The organism is Sphingobacterium sp. ML3W (assembly GCF_029542085.1).
Taxonomy (GTDB): Bacteria; Bacteroidota; Bacteroidia; order Sphingobacteriales; family Sphingobacteriaceae; genus Sphingobacterium.
Genome location: NZ_CP107036.1, coordinates 2959197 through 2981921 on the forward strand (window position 1 = coordinate 2959197; position 22725 = coordinate 2981921).

Genomic DNA, 22725 nt, shown 5'->3' on the forward strand with positions numbered 1-22725 from the left:
ACGACCTTCCCGCGAGGCGGTAGGGGAAGAATTGGTCTGGCAGAATAAGGAGTCCCAGCGCCAGACCAAAGAGTCCGCTACGTGCGGGCTCGGGGCCAATGTACTGTCCAATTTTTTTGACCGATATGGACAATAGCATTGTGACTGGTTCATAAATCTAAGTTAGGCAATTTAAATCATACGATTATGGCATGGTTTCAATTACTTGCTAATGGAGATGCGACAGATCCAAACGACTACAATCAAGTGACTTCACCCGGTTGTAGTGGTGCGAATCATATCTGTGCAATTCAGACAAGTCCTGATGTAAACAACAAGCCTGTATTTACCACTTCCTTAAGGAATGAGATGATTACAGCGTTGAATACAAACTCCAGTAGCACCAACGTTCAGTTAAGAACAAACCCATAAATAAGGCCTAATACCTTATTTCAAAGGGCGCTCACAAGGCGCCCTTTCTGAAAATCAAATGTTTCACTTTTAAACTTAAAAATTATGCCTTGGTTTCAATTAGTAGCTGGTGGTGATCCCGCAGATCCTAACGACTGGATTATAACGGGTACACCGTCCTGTACGGGTGTTGACTACATCTGCGCAATCCAGACAAGTGCAAATGCAAACAATAAACCTGTATTCACCACTCCACTGAGGAATGAAATGATTCATGCACTCAATACGCAAATGAATACGGCAAATGTTCACTTACGGTCGATTCCTTAATTATCCCGAAAATTAATCAAGGGTAGTAATTATCCTTGATTAATGCTCTCTTTCCTTAATGATCATAACCTCGATCACCTTCTTTTCACGGACTGCTTCCAAGCCGTAATAAAGTATCTGTTCATTTAGTTTTTCCAAGGAGCTATAATCAGGAATATCCATAATTCCTTTAAAGCCCGATTCATCAAATGCCGGTGGATATAGTTCACTTACATCCAGTAAAAAAGCAAGATTATCTGCACCTTCCACTCGCCGACCATCCGTTGGCTTAACAGCATTTTCGCTTGATTTATCGGTCTTTCTAATAATGATTACGTCTTTTTCTTTCTTTTCAATAGATGCACTTACCCCCAGAAATGAAACAAGGTCGTTCATCACCAATTTAGCCATCTCCTTTTTAGGCAAAGTATCCTGACTAAAACGTTGATAGCAGATCGCATATTTCGTATCCCATATCCTTGGTCCGATCGTGTTAGACTTATATGTATATTTATTTTGATCTTTTACCTCCCATTCCACTCTACCTGGAATCCATAGAAAATTTGGAGGGTCAATGAAATTATATAGTCGCTTAAAAGCATTAAAAATACTGGTATTGATCAGGCTCGTCACAAACATTCCCGTTACCGAATCCTTTTCGATTGGTAGTCCACCCTTAAACTGCAAGCCATCCTGATAGCCTGTGATCAATACCTTGCCCTTCAGGTTAACATCGGCCGGATCATGCGTCACAGTTTTGGTATTAAAATCATCCTTTACGGGGATATCCAATTTCTCGTTAGCAATAAGCTCGTCGATAAACTTCGGTTTTATATAATCTGGATAAGTGATTGCCTTTACCTTCCCCTTGTAAATAAACACCGTATGTGGCACCCCGTGATAGGGAAAATATTTTTTTAACAACGAGTCCGACACGATTGTGGGCAGATATGCATTTTTCTCCTTGAGGTATTTATTCTTTTTATAAAATTCCGTTATCAGCTCTCTGGATTGCCAAGTCACCGCAAAGATCTGGGCTTTGTCCCCTACTTCCTTTTGCACTTCCTTGACATGGGGCATCAGCTGGATACAGGTAGCACAGTTGGTATCCCAAAAGTCCAGGATCAATACCTTGTCTTTATAATCATCCAGGTCGACCTTTGTCCCTGAAAAGTTCAATATTTCCATAACAGGCATATCTGGTACCGCAGCGTTGATTTTTAACTGCTTACTTAAATCTACCTTTGCGTTATGTTGTCCAAAGCTAATCTGAAAGGCTATCAATAAGCCTAATGTTAATAATAATGTTCTCATTTTTCTATTTATAAATATTATCGTTTATTCTGTTCTATAGTCGGGTTTAGATCTATTACGGCACGTGGGATTAAAAAAGCATACTTAGGACTGCCTACCACTAGCTTATAATTAGCTCCGTTGACTTGGCGTTGGGGTACAATCGCTGTCTTATTTTCTTGATTCAACCGTTTCGTATCGGCCCAGCGTCTTCCCCTAAATACCAGTTCGCGTCGTCGTTCTTTCAATATTTCAGATAGCAATATATCATTCTCCCATTCGACGGGAACGAATTTCCCCTGTGCAAACCTGTTCTTGCGCAGCAGGTTGATATCAGCCAAGGCATCCGTATTTCTGTTCAATCGGGCCGCTGCCTCCGCACGGATCAATAAGATCTCGCTGGACGTAAAGCCTATAAATGCCCCAATAGCACTCTGGTCGTAATTGGTCTTATAACCGTAGGTTCCGGGATCAAAATCATTGTGCTGGAAGTAGATCAATTTACGCAGGTCAGCATCCCCATAAAGCGCCATCAGGTCCGAATTTATCCGAGCGGCATAGGGGGTTAATGTTTCCGAGTAAAATGTCTGCGCCGTAAATATGATCTCCGCGTTATTCTTGGGGATGCTCATTTCATCATATATATCCAGTGTATTGTAGTCTAATAAATTTGGCTGTGCCTTCCATGCATCATCTGCGTAGCGAAAGGCACCCGCATAGTCCTGCATATCAAGATACAGGCGAGCCAGTCCTGCATAGGCAGCTGTTTTATTGGGTCTGCTCTTGGCAATAGCCCTTAGCGGTAGCTTTTCTGCAGCCATCTGATAGTCTGACAGAATCTGCTGATAGGTATCCAACAGGCTAGCCCTTCCCTTGGGCAGCTCAAGATCTGGCGTGAATTTCAGGGGTAGCCCCAGTTCCGCGGCCGCCGTATTTTTATTAAAGGGCAGACAATAGAGCTCAAGCAACTGCTGATAGGCAAAAGCGCGAAAGAAATGAGCGTTACCCACAATCTCCTTAGCTTGCTGACTGTCCTTCTCCTGCGCGGAAAGCGCATCCACCACGCTGAGTATCTGGTTTGCATAGAAAACCGCCTTGTAGGGCCCCTGCCATGCTGCGGCATTGATCGTGGGCTCATCCGACCAGATGTAGGCATTTCGCTCATCAGGATCCGATATGGAACTCCAGTCTTCGCTGTTGAGGTAAAACTCTTCACCTGCAATTAAATTTGCCACTGCAAAGCTGCTGTTAAGTACAGAATATTCATTCAATAGCAATTCGCAATCTGCTAGCGTACTCGGAATATCCATTTTCCTGTCGGGCTTGAGTTCAAGAAAATCCGAGCAGGAGGCCATCAATAGGCCTATGGTAAGTATGATATAAGTTTTCATATAATTGTGTTAAAAAGAAAAACTAAGTCCCAATGATCCGGCAAATGGGTCGGGCGGATTATTCCCAAATTCGAGGTCTATCCCCCATTTGTTTGCCCGCCATATGGACATGATATTGACCGCATAGGCGTATACACGGAGGTCTTTTAGCCAGCGGTTTTTGGGTGAATAGCCGATCTGAATATCACGCCACTTGATCTGGTCTGCTGGCGACACCAGAGCGGCAGAATACATATAAAAATTTGCCTCCTGAGCGTTAGCTGGATAGGTAAACACAGGTACATCCGTTATCTTTTCATCCCCGGGTTTCTGCCATCTTTTGGCGTAGTCAGCGTGCCCCACTTGGTTTGTCACCAGGGTTGAATAGTTGATCGACTTGCGCATAAACTTGTGTCCCAACTGAAAGCTTATATTGAACGAACAATCCCAGTTTTTGTAAGCAAAGCTATTCCGCAGTGATCCAAAGTAAAGCGGCAGCGCTGAGCCCGAGTTATGCATATCGGCCAGCAATGTGCCATTTACAATAGACGTATAGTTGGTGGAGATCTCCCCATTTTCATAGCCCCGCGGCTTTCCTGTTTCCGGATCCAGCCCCGCCCATTTATAACTGATGATGCTATTCAAATCAGCCCCTTCGATCGGTGTGACATTCATGGAGTATGCCCCAGAGCGATAATAGCGCCCAAGCTGATCGGCCAGATAAGATTTTGTCACCTTGGTACGGTTATAGGAAAAAGCCAGATCCGAGCGCCATGAAAAATCTGTAGCATTGATATTGACTGAATGGATCGAAAGATCTATCCCTTTGGCTTTGAGATTGGCACTGTTCACATTGAGCGATGCAAAACCTGTAGTCGGGTCTATCTGCGTAGCCGAAATCAGGTCTTTTGGCGTTTTGATATAATATTCTGCCGAACCGCTCAGACGGCCACTTTTGAGCCCAAAATCCATCCCCAGGTTAAACATCCCTACCGTCTCCCATCTCAGATTGGGATTTGGCGGGCTCTGCATACTTGCATAGGGCAATCCGGTCAAAAAGTGATTTTGAGTAGACCGTAGCATAATCGGATAAGCGGATGTGGCATTGTTTACATTCCCATTTTTACCATAGGTCATGCGCAGCTTGAGTGTAGAAAAGGGGCCATCGGTCAAAAAGCTTTCATTGGAAAGTAACCAGGCGGCACCTATGGACCAAAATGGCTTGCCCCGATCGTTGGCACTTACCCCAAACAGGTTGGAAGCATCCTTGCGCATGCTAGAATTAAAGATGTACCGCTGTCTAAAGATATAAGAGGCATTGGCAAAGTAAGATGTAAAGCGATTGGTTACCTCCGATAACTGCGGGTAATTATTGATCTTGCGGATACCCAGGATCCCATTGAGATAAGGGTGATCATGTACAAGGTCTGCTTCCTGATAGGACAGTGTAGCAGGGTCGTAACCAAAGAATACCGATGAGTGCGCTGTCGAATGATCCTGACGGATCTCACCGCCCAGCAGTACATTGACTTCGTGGGCGTCAGCAAACTTATGGTTATAGTCCAGCTGTACCCTTCCCTGCTGTGCATCACTGCTACCATTTAAGATATAGAGGTAGTCGCCGGCCGGATAGTTCCATTTGACAGATTGCTTGTCCCATGATGCGAAATAGTTGATCTCATCGCGTTGGTGCATGCTGCCTATCCCCCGCCAATTTTCCTGTTTGGTATTTGCTTTTCTAAAATTGTAGAGCAGCGAAAGCCTTAGTTCGGGCAGTATCTGGTAGTTTGCCCCAAATGAAAACATGATCTCCTTGGTATTATCCTTGATCTGTGTTTCGTACAGTTCGGCAAGCGGCTTGTAATTCCAGTCGAGCAGTCTTCCGCCAGCCACGGTATCCCTAAAGTCACGGCTCAGGCCCACGGTCTCTACCTCTAGTGGATTGCCGTTTTCATCCGCCAGGCGCATATAGGGATAGTTACCATAGCCCGCTCCCATTTCATTGTACTTGATCGACACCATGGCATCCTTGGTGGTATACTGTGTGTACTGTGTACTGAGGTTTAGCTCCAATCGGTCAATGGGCCGATAGGCGGTCTGGTTACGGAAAGAGAGCCTATCGGACGAACTGGTAACCACCGCCCCTCGGTTTTTATCAAAGCCAGCCGAGAAAATATTGCTCAGTTTTTGTCCACCACCTGCCAGCTGCACATTATACTGCTGTTTTACCGCTTTGCGATAGATGTATTTTGAAAAATCATCCCGCATATCTATCGACCGCAGCTCATTTATTTTACCGGTCAGCTGTGCCTCCGTCAATTTACCTTCCTGATGGTCTTTGAGCAGTTGCACCACTGGGGTGAGTGTATACATTCGGTCATACATCCTACTGTTGTAAAACCCCTTTTCAAAGAGCATCAGCTCCACATCAATAAAATCCGAGGTATTCATCTGTGGGAAATAGTAAAGGTTGGGCTTATTTTCAACTGTCGTATTTGCATTGACGGATACCCTAAAAGGTTCATTTCGTTTTGCTTTCTTGGTTGTGATGATAATCACACCATTGCCCGACTGGGCACCCCAAATGGATGACGCCGAGGCATCCTTTAGGATGGAGATATTTTCGATATCATTGGGATTGATGTTATTGAAATTGCCACTATAGGGAAATCCGTCTACCACGATTAGCGGCCAGATGTTAGAACTGATTGAGCTCCGGCCCCTGACATTGATATTGGGAAATTTACCCCGGTTTTCATCCAGCATCTTTACCGTTGAGATACTGGGTACCACATCTTCCAACCGCGATATAAAATCCATGGATACTTTGCGGTTCAGCAGCTTATTATCCACAAACTCAAAGCTACCCGCAGCCCTTTCCCGCGGAATCTTCTGAAATCCCGTACTGACCACTTCCACCTCATCGAGCGTATTCTCTTTGAGAAAAAGGGTGATATTAAGCTTGATATCTATCTGATAATCGACTAATTGGTCGTTATAACCGATATGAGAAAGCGCTACCTTTCCTTTACGGTTTGTAACCGGAATTGTAAAATTTCCGGTTTTATCGGTTTTGGCACTCCCCTTTTCATCCGGTATCCGTACAGATACGCCGACCAGAGGCTTCCCATCCAGAGATGATACCACCGTACCTCGTAACAGTTCCTGTTTTAGCCCATCGACCCCGCTGTCCTTGCGGGGCGTCTGAGCCGATAAACTAAACATAGAAAACATTACAATACCCAAAAAAAGGATTGCCAATTTTAAACAGTTCGATTTAGCTTGTTTTGGGCAGAAGCATTGCGCACCAATAGGCAGTCCACTCCCACCCTTGTAAAAATGAGTCATTTTTAAAGGTGTTAATAGGGCTGTGACCTGCTGGATTAGAATCCTATGATACTTACAAATGCATCGCTTTTGCTCCTAAGCCTAGTTTAGGTCACAAATAAAAAAATGATTGATAGTTGCAACCTAAGAGCGTTTGAGTGAGATTTTCTAGGTAAATAATAGGGTCGCTACGCTCTTCAAGATTTGAGGAAGTCATCATATGACTTTGCTTGCAGAGCTACTCCGCTGGCTTAATTTTGTTTTTTGTAATTTGTTTTTTGTTCATAACTCGTTTGTTTATTGAAACGAGTCTTGTGGCAGGTGTAGAAACCAACAATGGCGTGACATCCAACCTACCGCTGTGAGGCCGTGAGAAGCCCTGGAACGAGTAAGCGGACGCCACGCCATTGCTGACGGGCGTTGATCCACTTAATCGCCTTGTTCCATTTGAAATTTCTCACGTTTCACAGCCAAGACTCATAAGTGCATCCACCTTTATGATGGTGCAAATGTATTATTTTAATATACTAAAGACAAATAATTTACTTTAAAAGTGGCTTTAAGTCTTAATAAAGCTAATTTTATCGACAAATATTCGTACCTTTATATCAAAGGTAAGGAACCAATTATTTAGAGCAAAATGGTAAAATACCGGTAAGTTACCGAACTTATTAAAAATCTATAAAAAATGGGTGTTGCATTTCAAGAAGAGAAAATCCACGAAGGAAAAAATCTAAAAAAAATTCGTGAAATCATGGGTATGAAACAGGAGGCTTTGGGACAAAAATGCGAAAGCAAATTTGATCAGAGGCGAATTTCTGAGTTTGAAAATTCATGGACCATTTCTGAACCAGCTTTAAAGGAGTTAGCCGAAGCATTAGGTGTGACTGTAGAATTCATCCGTGCCTTCAATGAAGAGAAAGCGATATATAATATTCAAAATAATAATTCGTTTACAGTATCGGAGAATTCATTTGGACTTAGCAACCAACCTAATGTCACATATAACAGTGTTGGTAAAATTGAGACACTTTTAGAAAAACTTGTTCAGGACGACGCTGTTAAAACTCAAGCAATTTTGGATTTGACAAAAGTTGTTGCTGATTTAGCAGAGGAGGTGAAGAGGTTAAAGAAAAAGTAAGATATACTTAATATTTGGTAGCGCAACACCAACTTGGTCATAGGATTAAACTTAAAACCTATTTCCAATTTGAGACTATTCATTAATTTAATATATAGTTGGGACATAGTCAAGCCGAAATTATACATTCCATGGCAAGGATTCACCCATACCTTTCCATTTATCAGAATTGGTCCGATTGCAATATTTTCCATGATATTTTAAGATATAAAGAATTGTAAGTTCTACATACCATAGCCCCAAATCTAGCACCTCAGATGTCACTTCATTTGATATAGTAAGCATTTTTCGTCTCTTATTCACATTACCATGAACCAGCGCATTTCTTATCTCCGTGATTGCGAGAGGTCCATTGTTTCCATTAAAACTTATTAATCTACTATAATAAGCTGGAATTGTAATCTCCCCAAAAAATAGCTACGATTATTAATGTAGTTTTATAAATTAGGGACAATGAAAAAAAGTAAATTCAGCGAGCCACAGATCATTAAGATCTTATCACTTCAAGAATCAGGTCAATCGGTATCTGACATCTGTCGCGAGCATGGGATCAGTCAGGGAACATTTTATTCGTGGAAAAGTAAATACTCTGGAATGGAGGCTTCTCAGCTCAAACAAATGAAAGATATGGAACGAGAGCTGGCTCAATATAAAAAGATAGTTGCCGAACAAGCTCTGCAGATTACGGTTTTAAAAGATGTTATCGAAAAAAAGCTCTAGGGCCTGTCGAGAAGCGTGAGCTTGTTGGCTACTCGCGAGAGGAGTTTGGAACCAGTCTTCGTCAGGCCTGTAAGTTATTTAATATCAGCACATCGGTTTATTATTACCAAGCCAAGCGCAGCGATGACAGTGAGGTAATAGAGCAATTATCCATCCTTGCGGATCTTCATCGTACTTGGGGATTTTGGATGATGTACCATCGTTTAAGGAAGCTACAGTTTATGTGGAATCACAAACGGGTATATCGTATTTACACTGCGATGCGGCTAAATCTGCGCAACAAGCGCAAGAAACGTTTACCAGCACGAGTAAAAGCTCCGCTATTATGCCCAATTGGGCCAAATATTACATGGAGTCTTGATTTTATGCACGATACACTATCTATGGGCAAGAGCATTCGGACACTGAATATCATAGATGATTTTAATCGGGAGGCATTATCTATTACGGTAGACACCAGCCTTCCTGCAGTCAGAGTGGTCAGAGAACTAGAAAAACTTGTAGAATGGCGAGGAAAACCGGAATGCATACGATCGGACAATGGCCCTGAGTTTCTTGCGGAGGTATTACAGGAATGGTGTTCCCAAAATGGCATTGGATGGCGTTTCATCCAACCAGGCAAACCGACTCAAAATAGTCTTATCGAAAGGTTCAATAGAACATTCAGACAGGATGTATTGGACAGTTACATGTTTGAAAACCTAACTGCGATCAGAAAGTTCGCCAATGCCTCGGCATGGATGTATAATAATGTCAGGCCACATTCTTCGCTAGGGCAACTTACACCTGTAGAATTTTTAATGAAATATGGAAAACAGGAAAATTTCCCAACATTCCAACGAGATAATAACAATAAATTCGATTGGAATTATTTAGTTTTGAATATAGCTAGTTAGGGTGAGAATACACAAAAGAGGCTAAGGATAAATGAGTAATGATTTTGAAAGCTATATAGAACTTTACTTCTGTAACACTTTCAATTCATCAAGAATATCACTTAGAATTTCAAATCTTGCTTTTCCAAAATCAGGATTTTTATTAGTTGACTGGATACAATTTGAAAAATAATAAATATTATCTTTAGTTGTGACGTAACCAACATACCAACCCACATATTGTTGATCTTGTTTGCCAGATCCAGTCTTCGCCCTTACGACAGAACCCAGTGTATCCTTAACAATCATTATGTCCTTTACAATATCCATTGATCGTTTGGAGAAAGGAAGCTTATCATCATGAAGTCTCCGTAGAAAATCAACTTGCTCATTGGGTGTGATCCTCAGTTTACCCGATAACCAAAAACCATCAATACCGCCAGTAATATCCGCATTACCATATTTTGCTTTATCCAGCCAGTTCTTCATTCGTCTCTCACCTATATGTCTTGCTAGCTCTTGATAATACCATACGGTAGAATTTTTAAATGCATCCTTCATATCCGTGTCTTTATTCCATACTGCAAGCTGACGTTCTTTTCCATCCCATTTAAAGACAGCATATTGGTCTTTAACAACTCCGGTTTCTAACGATATTAATGAATTGCATATCTTAAATGTAGATGCTGGAGTAAACGGTACAGATATTTGTTCTTGATTGTAAATCGTATACTGATCATTTTTCTGATCATACATAATGAACGAGCCCCGCACCTTATAGTTATCATAGAATTGTTTAAAATCTTCCCGGATTATTTTACGAGGTGTGGATTTAAAAGAGACTAGTAAAATTACAATTAGGCAAGTTAGAAGGGAATAGATTTTTATAGATTTCATGTTGTTCTCAATAATAAAAGTTGGTTCATTCTTTTTAAATGTACAAAGGATAACAATAGCATCCAATTTAATGATACATATAATGAAATAGTCAAGACTTAATCTGACAGTTGCAATAAATTAACAACTGAAAAAAATAGATTAGAGTTATGACTACTTCATTTAAATCTAATTAAGTTATACAAGAAATCATTTTTGTTCAGATTCTTTAAATAGGAAAGCATTCTTTCCTAACTCTATACCATTACTTAGAGCTTTCGAGAAAAAGCTGGGTACCCTTTGTACTCGAAATAACGAAATATTATCCAGATCAAAGGGTGAAAAATTTGGTATTTGAAAACTTTACGATAAGCTACTAAATAAAGAATTCAAAGAAGATATTTCCCTAGACTGCTTTACCGAGATTTTAAAGGTGATCGAAAATAATGATCAACATTCAACACTTAACAAGTTAAAATTGCTACGTGATAAATTTTAAGTTCATACAGACAGCGAAATCAATATTATGACACAAGATCTGTTCCCTACCTACAATGAAGTGTGGGAACTAATGGATATTATAGAGCAATTCTTAATAGCAATTTAATCGGAATACGATACAGGCATTAGACTAGAAATAGACAGATTTATATTTAAATATATAAGAGAATTTGAAAAGACTTACAAATATTATCAATATACAACAGATACAGCAGAGGTTTATCGCTTAGAAAGACATTTTAGTAAATGGGAAATTGATGCTTTTAGAAAAAAGCATTAGGTTATATAAATTTATATATTTTCCAAATTAATTATCAAGCCTACTTATTACGGGATACCACAAAAGCCGTATAAAATTTCATCATATTTTAGGTAAAAGCATTTTTTATATGGAAACAATTAAAGCAATCAAACCAGGACCGAAGCTAAACAAACCTGATGGCACACCCGACATAAGACGACGGGTTACGCCCGACACTAAATCCAAACATCCAGATTTGAAGCCGCACAAGCACAAACCTGGGGATTCGAAGTAAAAGAATAAGGGAAAGAGGATCGGCAGTCTACGGCTCCTACAAAAATACAGACAGCGGCAACATTGGAAATACTGGTGGTGGCACCAAACCTACATTCTCGGCCTGCGGTGCTAAAAATAAATCGGGCGGTTACTGCAAATGTATCGTTGTAGGAGGTGGAAGATGCTGACAGCATCGATAAATAAATATCTTCTGAAAGAATAAATTCATAAATTAGTTCAAAGAACTGTTTGAATCTAATTATTTGAATTTAAAACTGCTTTATATCAACAATATGGCGACACTAAAATTTATATTGCTTACACTTATATCAGTTGTTTTGTCACTGCCCTTTGCTTCTGCGCAAAACTCTCTTCCTAGAAATCTGAAAGAAATAGCTTCATTCCTAAATATTAATGTTTCGGACAGCCTAAAAAACGTAATCAAGGATATTGATCAGGAAGAGTTAAGTGAATTTACCAGCGATGAACTTAACAGTGAATTTGAATTGATTGACTCGCTCCTTTCAACCCGAAAATCTCCATTATTTAGATATTTAAATAATAAAGGAATCCACAACTTTAAAAAAGATGTCATTTTGGAATACTATAAACTGCTGCTCTCAGATGGTTATGTAAAAGAAGATTCTATCCTGAAGTCATTCAAACTGAAGGAAAACAAACTGAAAAAGGAAATTAAACAGCGAATGAATGCGGACACAATTGCCGGTATTTATATTCCGAAAAACCTTGAAGATTGCTTTGTCCAAATAGACTCGTTCTGGGACGATAGCACTAAAAATAAAGTAAGAGAAATGACAGAGTCAGAGTTTATGGCTGGCGCACATTTCGGATTTGGAATGTGGATGAGAAATAACTGGGGACTCTGGGGAGGTTCAAGGCTTTCCGCATATTTCGCCAAACGGGGAATAAGACATCCTGACGACATGTCCGGTATCATATTAACGAGTTATTATCGGAAATTAAAGGGGAAAGATCCCGATGTAAAATCGCAGCTAAAATATTATAAAAAGTATTGGACTCCATAAATCTTGACTAAATAGAAAAATGCTCGGAATAAAGCTGACAAAATAACACTTCTTTGGTCAATTAGGGACTGTCCCACTAAGTGTGTAAACAATAAATGCGAAATCCTTTCGAACTCCGCATTTTTATAACTTACATACTTAATGAGACAGTGTAAAATTACAACATGAAATGTTGACCTTCACCATTTATGACGTTGATTGTCCACTAGCATCAACCCAATCAATACCGTTCCAATAGATCGGTTTTCCTAAGGTAACATCGAAAAATTCAACTCCGACAACGTTTACAATTGGACGTTGTGAGGAACTACCTGATAGGATCGTTTTAACAGGATTCCAGTTTTTATTGGTCGCATCTTCAACAATAAACAATGTATTACCAATACCACCTTTAGGGTTTGTAAGCCTCTCCCCTACTTTCTTCTGACTGGAATTGGGCATGAGCTGATCGCCAATTTTTCTAATATGTTCGCCATTAAATCCAATCCCGAGCAGATACCCGTTATGAATTGCATAATATTTATCTGCAACCACATCCCTATTGACATAATCATCTTTATAAGAATCTACCTTTTGAATCAAATTTAAATTAAACCCAGATCCGTCCATAGGTACAGCCCTTGAATACTTCTGAATAATATTATGTGTTTCCAGTTCGTCGGTAGATTTATTGATATCAACAACGAATTTGCCCGGTGAAAAAGTTTTATTATTGACATACATATTTGCAGAGATCTCAACATTTTCTGCCGTAAAATCGGAATCAATAGTAACGGATTTACTTACCGAGTTTAAATAGTTGTTTCTGATCTTAATATTTTTATAATCTCCCTGAAAATTCAAACTTCTAAAGAATATACATTCACTATCAGAACTCTCCATATAATTATTATAAACATCGACATTCTGGATTGGTTTACTCAATTTTACACATGATTTATCACTTATTAAATAATTGTTATAAATTTTAAAATCCGTTGCATCTTGACCCCCAATCAAAATATTTTCGTAGTTGGTACCGCTGGTATCACTATAGTTTCCAAAAACCTCCACATTCTCCGCATATGCACCTGAAACAATGGCGGTTATTTTATTCCCAGCTAATGGTTTGTTATGATAAATTTTGACATTATGAGATTTTAATGGTCCCCTTAGATCAACCATCAACTTCGCATGAACGCTATTATTACTAAATGTGATGTCAAATAGGTCAACAAAACTCGCAGTACATCTCAAACCCGATTCTATGGATCTCAAAATATTATTATTAACCATCAAGTTTCGGCCTTCGGTAAAAGGAGACCCGTAAAAATTAATGCAATAATTACAATTTTCTGCCGTGATGATATTATTTTCAATAATGATATCTTCTAATTTATAGATAGGAGTCTTTGCATCCTTCACAGGTTCTAAATCAATCGGAGCAACGTAAGCGTTATATTTTGTTATCTTATTTCTTGCAATCGTTATTTTCTTGGCACTGTTAGCTGTAATTGCATTTCGAAATTGATTATCAAAAATATTGTCTTCTATAATGACATGTTGTGAATACTTTTGGTCGACCTCTTCATATGTTAATTTACTATACTGCATGCTGATTCCATCACCAAGACAATTTTTAAAAACATTTTCTCGAACAATCACATTATTTGAACTCGATATCCAGATACTATGCTGTTGTTCAGAGTGATTAGATGTGTTATTCCAGCTACCATCAAAAGTGATTCCTTCAATTGTTTTAAACTTATCATCTTGGGAATTATGCAATACTAAGACACCCTTACGCATTAAAGGTAGTTCAACATTATCATTAACACTTTCTGCAACCTTTAGAATGGGATTGTTTATTCCCTTTACTGAATTATAGATTCTCACATGTCCATCTATTAAATAGTATCCATCGTTTACATTCGTAATGATCAATGGCAATTTTAAATTGGCTGCCTTTTGGATGAAGGGTGTATTATTGGTTTGCCCACTGTCTTGTTTTGTCCCAAAATAACGAACATCGACACAACCATCACTAAAATGGTGGATTAACCGTGTCGAACCAACAATGATTACAGAACCACCGTTATCGGCCGCTGAACTTATGGTGTCATAAGAGTAAACAATTGGATCCGGAGTATCCCCTAACTGATAATAACCGAAAAGCTTTACCCCAAGGTAAGTTCCATTTTGCAATGCTGTAATTTCATCTGCAGATAATGCCCGCATCTCTGCCATCGTGTTTTTGATTAAAAATTGATTTGCCATATTTCTTTTTCTTTTAAAATGTATAGCAAAAGTAGGCGGGCTGGAACCGCTATTTGAGGGAAAGAAGGTGTATGTAAGCGGTAATGGCGAGATACCGAAAAGTCGGTTATCATAAATATTTCAACATGAAGCACTCATGTAAAAAACAATGAAAATAGGCCGGTCACCCACTAACCTGATCAGATGCCAGTTTTAAATCAAACTGGGTTTTCAATTCATTGACCAACGTTGGGGTTGTCAGTAAGTCCATCGCATTTCGGAGAAGCTGCTAGAATAACTTGGAATGTACTATGATAAGGATGGTTCATATTGGATGTCATTTATTCCATCAAAAAGACCATAAGATACCTTAGCTGTAATGATACGGATTTCATTAAATTTGTTCTTTACTTCAAGATTTAAATAGGTATGAAAAGGATAGTGAGGCTTAGTAATGGCAAACATATATCCAAAAACAGATCGATGTTGTTTCGCAAAATTCCCGATAGACCATGATGGTAGTACTGCGTAGGATATTAACTCGAATTTATGCTGCTCTAAATCAAAATCTATATACTCATCAACTGCAATCCGAATCATTTTCTTTCGTAAAAAAACACGATAGATTGCCAGCGTGTACAATAAAATAAAGATAAAAATAATCGCAGGGCCCATATTTTCAAAATAGAATGACGAGGTGAAAGATAATGAAATTATCGACCACAATCTACGCTGGAATTTTATTTAATATGTAGGTTGTCTTCATGCAACAGGCAAACAGAAAGAGAAGGTGTCACCTTTTTTGTAATAGCCGAGTAACTTTATCCCAGAATAGATTGGTGTGGTTCCTTTTAGTCCTGCATCGTGTTCTTGATTAAAAGCTGGTTTGCCATTTTCTTTTCTTTAAAGTGTATGGCAAAAGTAAGTGTGCCCATCAGGCTATTTGAGGGAAATAAGCTGTATCTAAGCGGTATTCCGGAGATACCGAAAAGTCAGGGATTTTGAAACTTTCTTGAGTTGTTATTTTAAATCTTTACCTATGACAATTAATACATTATCACTTCTATACCTATTTACTGAACCTCAAAAGGAGTTTCTGGTTATAGATGGGTTTTCTACAACAAACCTGCGGCGTGCAAATTCTAACGCCTCAGTAATTGACGAAAAAGTATGTATAACTTTTATAAAATAGAATCAATAACGGTATAAACACCCACAACCAAAGAAATTAACAGAAAAGCAAGTACGATAAAGCAGCCTACGATCACATGTAATCTCACCCTAACTAGCTATATTCAAAACCATCCCTATTGAAAAGACACCTGATCAAACAGCTTGTGTGGTTGGGTGGCAAAGTTTCAATGCCGACGCTACGCTTACAGAAAAAGTATTACAGCAGTTTGGAAATACAACAACGGTAAACCCGTTATCATGGGCTATAGGTAATGAATGGATACCAGCTGAGCAGAATGAAGGCGTTTTAATTCCTGACTCTGCTTTGGTAAGAGGACAAGTTTCGGCTAGAATTGAGAAACATGGATTGCTGCTGGTGAAAACACCTCCAGCTATGAAAGCATGGTTAAAAAATGTGGACAACTTTCATGGATGGGATTATAATCTTTTTTTGGGTAGTGTATTATGGCGCATTCTTAAATTTAAAGATTATCTGTTTAGAAATCAAGAGTGCAATTAGAGCCTATTAAAAACTCGTATTATGGAATACCATAAAAACTGCGTTTTATCTAATTGTATTTTAGATAAAAACATTTTAAATCATAAAAACTACCTCATCGTAAGTAGTGGGTATCATAATTGATTATGGTACCCACTATTTATTTTTTGAGTTTACATTTTATTTTTATATTCAGCCAATTTCTTTTTGTATTCTTCTACTGTATAATCCATCACGGTACCTACCATTTCTCCGTCTTTAAGCGCTTTTTCAGCTATCGCTAAAGCTTTAGCTTGATTATCCGCCGCTTTTTCATACTGACCAGCTTTTGCATAACAGGTTGCCAATGCATCTAAAATCAATGGATTGCTCACTTCTGTCGCGCTGCCAAAATTGTCTGCGACCCATGCATAGGTTTCTTTGGAAAGGTTATCTGTTTTATACACCTCTCCCAGAAATAACGATGGTGCAGTTTTATATTCTTTTTGAAATTCTGTGGCAAAGGCAATGGCTTGCTTCTCATCTACATCGGTCAACAATGTCTTAAATTTAAGAAGGCTCATGGAAATTTTAAAGTCTGGCTTTTCAGCAACCAATTTATCCATTAACTCAAATGCTTTTTTGTGATCTTTAGCTGTTAAAGCCTCCTGAATTGGATTGAACATAGCCATCATAGCCTCACTTTCCTCCCGGGCCTTCTGAGCAGCTTTATCAGACTTTTCCTTGAACACCTTCATATCATAAGACCCACCTAATACTTGTGGAATGATAGAATCCAATTGACCGGGGTGTCCAACCCAAATAATATGATTTTCTTTGACTATAAAACTCGCTGGTATTCCGTTTTGCCCAGCTGCCCGCAGCCATTTATTACCCATACCCTGGTCTTTATCATCGACAATAACACTATAACCCATATTGGCATCATTCCCACGCACGAATTTTTCCACCGCCGGAACTACCGTTTCGTAAGACTGACCTTTTGGAATCTTTTCCCATACATTGACACCTACAAAGGTAATCTTACCTTCATATTGTTTTTGTAAAACGGTAAGATGGGGCATAGCTGCTTTACAAGGGCTACACCAGGTAGCCCAAAACTCCATCACATAGATTTGCGCTGGATCAAACGAGTCGAACTGTTTCCCTTTCAACCACTTCGAATAGCTGATTGCCGGGGCGGGATCACCTACATTTAACTTTCCACTTGTCTGTGCATAGCCGCCAATAGCAAACATTGATAATGTGAAGATCAGGATGCAGCTTATTATAGAATGCTTTTTCATTATTATTTGTTTTTGTATTTATTAATAGTTCTGTGTGAGTGTTGTATTAAACTGGGTGGCGCTCTGTGGAAATGGCAAGATCCATAGCGGCGAATTAGGTTTTAAGACATAGGTCTTACCTCCAATAGTTCTATTGATGGTTTCCGCATAAGCCGCTTCGGTATTCCAGCGCTTTACATCGACAAAATTGCGCCAGGTAAATAGAAATTCTATCCGTGAGACTTTTTTCAGATAAGCCATCGCCTCGGTGGCATCTTTAACCACGAGTGGAGCATACACTTCTGGCGCAATGCGACGGACCCGGATCTTTTCAATTTCTTCCATACCAGCAGAAAGTTTATTGCTGCGGATCAAACACTCAGCTTTCATAAGCACGAGATCTGATACGGTCATTCCGGCACTATTTCCTTCATAACTAATCGCAATCCAGGCAGGGATATCAGGAAGCCCAACGTAGATCATTCCATATTGGTAATTATAGACATTGGTATAGTCTTTAATAATATTTCCGGGCTCATAGTAATCTTTTAGTATCTCATAAGTAGGTGTGAGCAAAGATGGATCGAATGTATTAGAAAATGCATAAAACAAATTATCCGGGGCAATGAGGCCCTTTCGGCTCAGAACACGATTGGCCATTACCGGTTCGGACAACAGATAGCGGTGGTCCTCCAATGTATTGTTAATTGCCAGCGCATTATTTACGGCTTCTAATGCACCACTGTAATTGCGTAGAGACATCAAAATTTTTGCTTTCAAAGCATAAGCAAATCCCCTCCCAAACCGCATGCTATTTTTAGGCCGATCAGGCAATGCTTCTGCTGCCAATGCGGCATCAATATCTGCAAGCATCTTATCGTAAACCTCCTGTACTGTTACTTTGGCATTCTCTTTCTCAAAGTTAATATCAGTGACGTAGGGAATACCGCCATCTGTTGATGCCGTGGCAGGATCATACGCTTTCGCATACATATTGACCAAAAGGAAATGCATAAAAGATCTAAGCACATAAGCCTCCGCTTTGAGCTGTTCCAGAAGCTTTTTGTCCCCGCTGGCCTGATCGGCGTTCGCCAATACAATATTGGCGACCATGGCGATGTTTTTATAAAGTCCGTCGTATCGTGCATCAGTAGGTGTAAGCGCTGCACGGTCGGCAGCTTCGTCATAAGTCAACAGCACTTTATCCATGGTCAATACATTGGATGAAATCACATTAGGTACATTGTATGCCAGTAGATACATGTCATTGACAATCAGAGAAAGCTTATTCATGTTAAAGAGATTACCAGAATAATTTACATTCATCAACTGATCAAGGTCATCGGCACGATTGAGCAAGTTTTGCCCCTTGGGTACAAAATCAGTGTATTTTGCACAACCATTTATTCCGAACAACGAAATAAAAAGGGCCAAAAGGTATAGTTTAAATCTTAATTTCATAGTTTTAAAAATTTGCATTGATACCAAAGACAAAAGATGTTTGAAGAGGTGCTCCTCCAGTTTCGGGATCTACATGCACATCTTTCTGTCTGATCCATAATGATCTTGGATTATTGATCTGAAACCGCAGCTTTAGATTCCTGGCTTTGATCCTTGTTGCCAGATCTGCCGGCAATAAATAACCTAAGGCTATATTTCTAATTTTAATAAAATCTGCACTGCGCACTAGATTGTCTGAGTAATAGTATTGATTTGAAGGAGCAATCTGATAATACTGGCCACTTCCGGGAATATCTGTATCAGTATTTTCGGGTGTCCAGCTATCCAGTAAATAAGATGGCATAGCACCATAATTGGCTGACGGGTATGCCAATGGTACTGGTCTAGCCCTAAAATAGTGACCACCGTAATACATAGCAAAAATACTGAGGGTGAATCCCCTGTATGAAAAGTCATTGTTAAATCCCATCGTGATCTTAGGATCACCGCTGCCTGAAAAAACGATAGCATCTGCATCTGTGGGACCCAATGTTGCCTTAGTCGGTACACCAGCTGTATTATACCACTGTGCCATGCCCATATCATCAAGTCCTGCAAAACGAAAAGAGAACAATGAATTTACAGGGTATCCTTTACGGTACGAATCACCGGCTGCCAGCGTAATCGGATTTCTAGTCAATTCATCTACATCAGTAATGCGGTTTTGATTATAAGCCCCTGTTAAATTACTCGTCCAGCCAAATGTTTCCCGTGAAGTGGCTCTAAACCAATCATAACTCAAATTGAATTCCACTCCGTTATTGACCATGCTGGCGTTGTTGATAACCATGGATGCAAAGCCTTCGGATGGGTCAAGCCTTTTCTGTGCAAATAGATCTGTCCCCTTGCGACGGTACCAATCTAGGGTACCCCGTAGACGACTTTCGACAAGGCTAAAATCGATACCGATGTTGGCCGTAGCTGTCTTTTCCCATCGCAATTGCGGATTCGGTGGATTGGAGACTGTAGCATTGGGCTCTTGGGTCAAGTTGTTGATCCCTGCTGTTCCCACCAAAAGTGCACTTACATTCCGGATATTGCCCGTTAACCCGTATGATGTCCGAACCTTTAAATAGTCAATCCAAGTATATTGCTTGATAAAATCTTCATTGGATGCAACCCAGGATACACCAACTGACCAAAGTGGTCTACCTCTATATTTTTCGTCTCCACCAAAAAGGTCAGCATAATCTTTACGTATAGACCCAAAAAGATTATATTTTTGATCATAGGTATAAGTCAGGTTAGCATACCCAGAGGCAAAGCGGTGCATAATGTCTTTTTGAAGGCCCATGGAAACAGCCTCACCAAAATGATATTGATACAAAGGATAATTCGCATTCCAAAGCGTCCCCATCTTTTTCTCATCCATGGCGTCAAAATTGACCACGTTGGTCAGTTGGGTCTGCAACTGATCATCATACCCTAACAAGACGCCATTTGTGCCATAAGACCTAGTCTGGCGAAATTCAATACCGGCCAGGGCAATAAAGCGATGTCTGTTAAATGTACGGTCAAAATTGGCCTGAAAACGCGCTGTATAGTTGGGACTACGTAAATGGGATGTGGCCAATTTTCCGCCTTTTGGAATATAAGATGGGTAGGAAACAGCTTTCGTTACAGGATCTTCATACCGATAAGTGTACACATTATGCAACCACCGCATCGTATAACTATCTTCTTCCGAATAACCCGATACATCTGTGCGGATATCTTCATATTGGAACATCGGCTGCAAAGACAAGCCATTGAAAGGTCTGATATTTAAATTTAAATAATACCGGGTATTTAGTGTACTAGTATTCACAAAATCGCGTTCCAATTCGTCCATGTGATTGAACAAAGCGGACTGTAGTTCTGGTCGGCTCTCGGCAATAGTGTTATAGACATTAAAACGATTGTTCGTATAGTATGCTCTGCTACTATCATCATTGAACAATCTGAAATAAGAAGGAACATTAAAAGGGGTAAGTGCAAATTGGTTATTGTGAGTGCGAACCCTCCCGATGACACTATTGATGCCGTAATCGATATCAAGCCACTTATCTACACTATAACCGCCTTTATAGTGTAAATTAATACGGCGATCAAATGCATTAATAATACCTTTATTGTCATTCATATAATTTAATACAAAGCTATTTTGAGCTTTACTGGTATTTGTCCGTAAGGCCAGATTGTATTGTTGGGTTACACCTTTCAGCAGGGCATGATCATGATATTCTTTTGCAAAATCATTCTCTTTATAATTTTTTAATCGTGCATCGAGTTCAGATTGATTAATGCGATTGGTGTTGAGCTGATAATATGTATATTGGACAGGGGTAATTGCCTGCCCGGTGGCGATATTACTTTCAAAGTCTTGAATAGGTTGCTTAACTGTTCCACTACCGCCACTGAACCACCATTTATAATAATTGCTCTCCCAGTCTACCTGCTGGCCCGGCGACATAAAATTGTTATAGCTATAATCCGGTTTTTCGGTAACTGTCACATTGGCCGAAGCTTCAACAGTAGTTCTCCCCTTTTCTGTTGCTTTTTTTGTCGATATGACAATCACTCCATTGGAGGCTCTGGCACCATATATGGCTGCAGCCGCAGCATCTTTTAACACGGTCACCGTTTCTATATCATAGGGATTGACATCCGCAATGGATCCTTCGATTGGCAAACCATCGACAACAACCAAAATACCTGTTGAAGCCTCCATTGTGCTGGTACCGCGAATAGTGGCCTTGCCTTGATACTGCACCAAGCCGGGAACGATGCCTTCGAGATTGTCCATCACGTTGATACTATTGCGTTTTTCGATATCTTTGCTGGTCACAGTAGTCACGGAACCGGTAATATTTTCTCTACTGATCTTTTGAAAACCGGTATTGACAACTTTTACTTCGTCCAGACTGCGCAGCGTAGGCTTCATGTTGATGATCATATACTCTTTTTGCGCTAATTGTCCAGCTGTCACTGTCGTTTCGCTGGTTTCGTAGCCCACATAGCTCACCTCAAGAATATCATTGACCTCAAGCCGATCAAAACGAAAAAAACCTTTGTTGTCTGTAGCTGAGACCTGATTGGTTCTTTTTATTTTCACTGTAGCACCTGCCAAAGGGATAGACTTTTCTCCCACCACCAAACCTGCTAATCCTTGCTGCATGCTCAGCCCGCTATCAGTCGATTCATCTTTTAACTTAGGCTTCTTTAGACTTGTGATCACAACGGACTTTCCTTCAATAGAGAAGGCGAGATCACGCCCCTTTGTAAGTGATTGCAGAGCCTGATCAAGACTTATATTCTGAAGATCGAGATGAATCGATCGATGTTGTTGAAAAATAGCCTTGTCCAGCAAAAAGTCATATCCCGTCTGTTGCCGCAGCTGTTTTATGATCTTTTCTAAGGAGGCATTTCGCTCCATTATCGTGACACGTTGTGCATACGAGGCCCCGTAGGTATGCATCAACATACATGTCATGATAAAAAAAACTAATTTCATAATAAATAGTAGTTTAGGTAAAGGCCGCATGGGGTAAAAAACACCCAATAGCACATTTTTTTTCATACTTTTGTTTTGGTTAAATGGTTCATGTCTGATTAGTGTCGTTCATTTTTTAATGAGCATCTTTTGGGCAGCATCATTTTTCTTTTATAGCCGCGAGGTGGTGATGCACCTTGCGGTTTTCTCGAAAAT

Annotated in this window: 15 protein-coding genes; 6 read left to right on the plus strand and 9 right to left on the minus strand. The window is 39.8% G+C overall.

What is annotated here, in order from left to right:
* The first annotated feature begins 186 nt into the window (after positions 1-186).
* Positions 187-411 carry a hypothetical protein gene (locus tag OGI71_RS12600; RefSeq protein ID WP_147430542.1) on the plus strand — a complete coding sequence of 75 codons (225 nt, stop codon included), beginning with the start codon at positions 187-189 and terminating at the stop codon, positions 409-411.
* 84 nt (positions 412-495) lie between these two features.
* Positions 496-720 (plus strand): hypothetical protein, encoded by a 225-nt coding sequence (locus OGI71_RS12605; protein ID WP_282255824.1) that lies wholly within the window; start codon positions 496-498, stop codon positions 718-720.
* Positions 721-759: 39 nt separating this feature from the next.
* Here OGI71_RS12605 and OGI71_RS12610 read toward each other — a convergent pair whose 3' ends face one another.
* From OGI71_RS12610 to OGI71_RS12620, 3 genes are read right to left on the minus strand one after another with little or no spacing between them, the layout of a single operon-like run.
* Complete coding sequence (locus OGI71_RS12610) at positions 760-2013, minus strand: TlpA disulfide reductase family protein (protein ID WP_282255825.1); 1254 nt, start codon at positions 2011-2013, stop codon at positions 760-762.
* Positions 2014-2030: 17 nt separating this feature from the next.
* On the minus strand, positions 2031-3383 hold the full coding sequence (locus OGI71_RS12615; protein WP_282255826.1) for a RagB/SusD family nutrient uptake outer membrane protein: 1353 nt from the start codon (positions 3381-3383) through the stop codon (positions 2031-2033).
* Positions 3384-3392: 9 nt separating this feature from the next.
* On the minus strand, positions 3393-6587 hold the full coding sequence (locus tag OGI71_RS12620) for a SusC/RagA family TonB-linked outer membrane protein (RefSeq protein WP_282255827.1): 3195 nt from the start codon (positions 6585-6587) through the stop codon (positions 3393-3395).
* A 790-nt stretch (positions 6588-7377) separates the two neighbouring features.
* On the opposite strand from OGI71_RS12620, the gene OGI71_RS12625 reads away from it, so the two are divergent.
* Both OGI71_RS12625 and OGI71_RS12630 read left to right on the plus strand, forming a co-directional pair.
* Complete coding sequence (locus OGI71_RS12625) at positions 7378-7830, plus strand: helix-turn-helix transcriptional regulator (protein ID WP_282255828.1); 453 nt, start codon at positions 7378-7380, stop codon at positions 7828-7830.
* Positions 7831-8283: 453 nt separating this feature from the next.
* A protein-coding gene (locus OGI71_RS12630) for an IS3 family transposase (protein WP_282255829.1) occupies positions 8284-9446 on the plus strand; the annotation gives its coding sequence in 2 pieces (ribosomal slippage) (positions 8284-8536 and positions 8536-9446; 1164 coding nt in all).
* Between the two features lie 63 nt (positions 9447-9509).
* Here OGI71_RS12630 and blaOXA read toward each other — a convergent pair.
* Positions 9510-10322: a class D beta-lactamase gene (gene blaOXA, locus OGI71_RS12635; protein ID WP_282255830.1), complete on the minus strand. Its 813-nt coding sequence runs from the start codon at positions 10320-10322 to the stop codon at positions 9510-9512.
* Positions 10323-11612: 1290 nt separating this feature from the next.
* Between blaOXA and OGI71_RS12640 the strand changes: the two genes are divergently transcribed.
* On the plus strand, positions 11613-12365 hold the full coding sequence (locus OGI71_RS12640; protein ID WP_282255831.1) for a DUF6794 domain-containing protein: 753 nt from the start codon (positions 11613-11615) through the stop codon (positions 12363-12365).
* 186 nt (positions 12366-12551) lie between these two features.
* On the opposite strand, the gene OGI71_RS12645 is transcribed toward OGI71_RS12640, so the two are convergent.
* Together OGI71_RS12645 and OGI71_RS12650 are read right to left on the minus strand one after the other, a co-directional pair.
* Complete coding sequence (locus tag OGI71_RS12645; protein ID WP_282255832.1) at positions 12552-14621, minus strand: hypothetical protein; 2070 nt, start codon at positions 14619-14621, stop codon at positions 12552-12554.
* 288 nt (positions 14622-14909) lie between these two features.
* Positions 14910-15275, minus strand: coding sequence for a hypothetical protein (locus tag OGI71_RS12650; protein ID WP_282255833.1), 366 nt, complete (start codon positions 15273-15275; stop codon positions 14910-14912).
* Between the two features lie 664 nt (positions 15276-15939).
* Here OGI71_RS12650 and OGI71_RS12655 point away from each other — a divergent pair.
* Entirely contained in the window at positions 15940-16293 is a 354-nt protein-coding gene (locus OGI71_RS12655; protein WP_282255834.1) for a hypothetical protein, read from the plus strand.
* Positions 16294-16445: 152 nt separating this feature from the next.
* Here OGI71_RS12655 and OGI71_RS12660 read toward each other — a convergent pair whose 3' ends face one another.
* The 3 genes from OGI71_RS12660 to OGI71_RS12670 are packed head-to-tail and all read right to left on the minus strand — an operon-like array spanning position 16446 to position 22530.
* A complete protein-coding gene (locus OGI71_RS12660) occupies positions 16446-17558 on the minus strand; it encodes a thioredoxin domain-containing protein (protein WP_282255835.1) in 1113 nt (370 codons plus the stop codon).
* Between the two features lie 21 nt (positions 17559-17579).
* Positions 17580-18998: a RagB/SusD family nutrient uptake outer membrane protein gene (locus tag OGI71_RS12665; protein ID WP_282255836.1), complete on the minus strand. Its 1419-nt coding sequence runs from the start codon at positions 18996-18998 to the stop codon at positions 17580-17582.
* A gap of 4 nt (positions 18999-19002) precedes the next feature.
* Positions 19003-22530: a SusC/RagA family TonB-linked outer membrane protein gene (locus OGI71_RS12670; RefSeq protein ID WP_282255837.1), complete on the minus strand. Its 3528-nt coding sequence runs from the start codon at positions 22528-22530 to the stop codon at positions 19003-19005.
* Positions 22531-22725 lie beyond the last annotated feature (195 nt).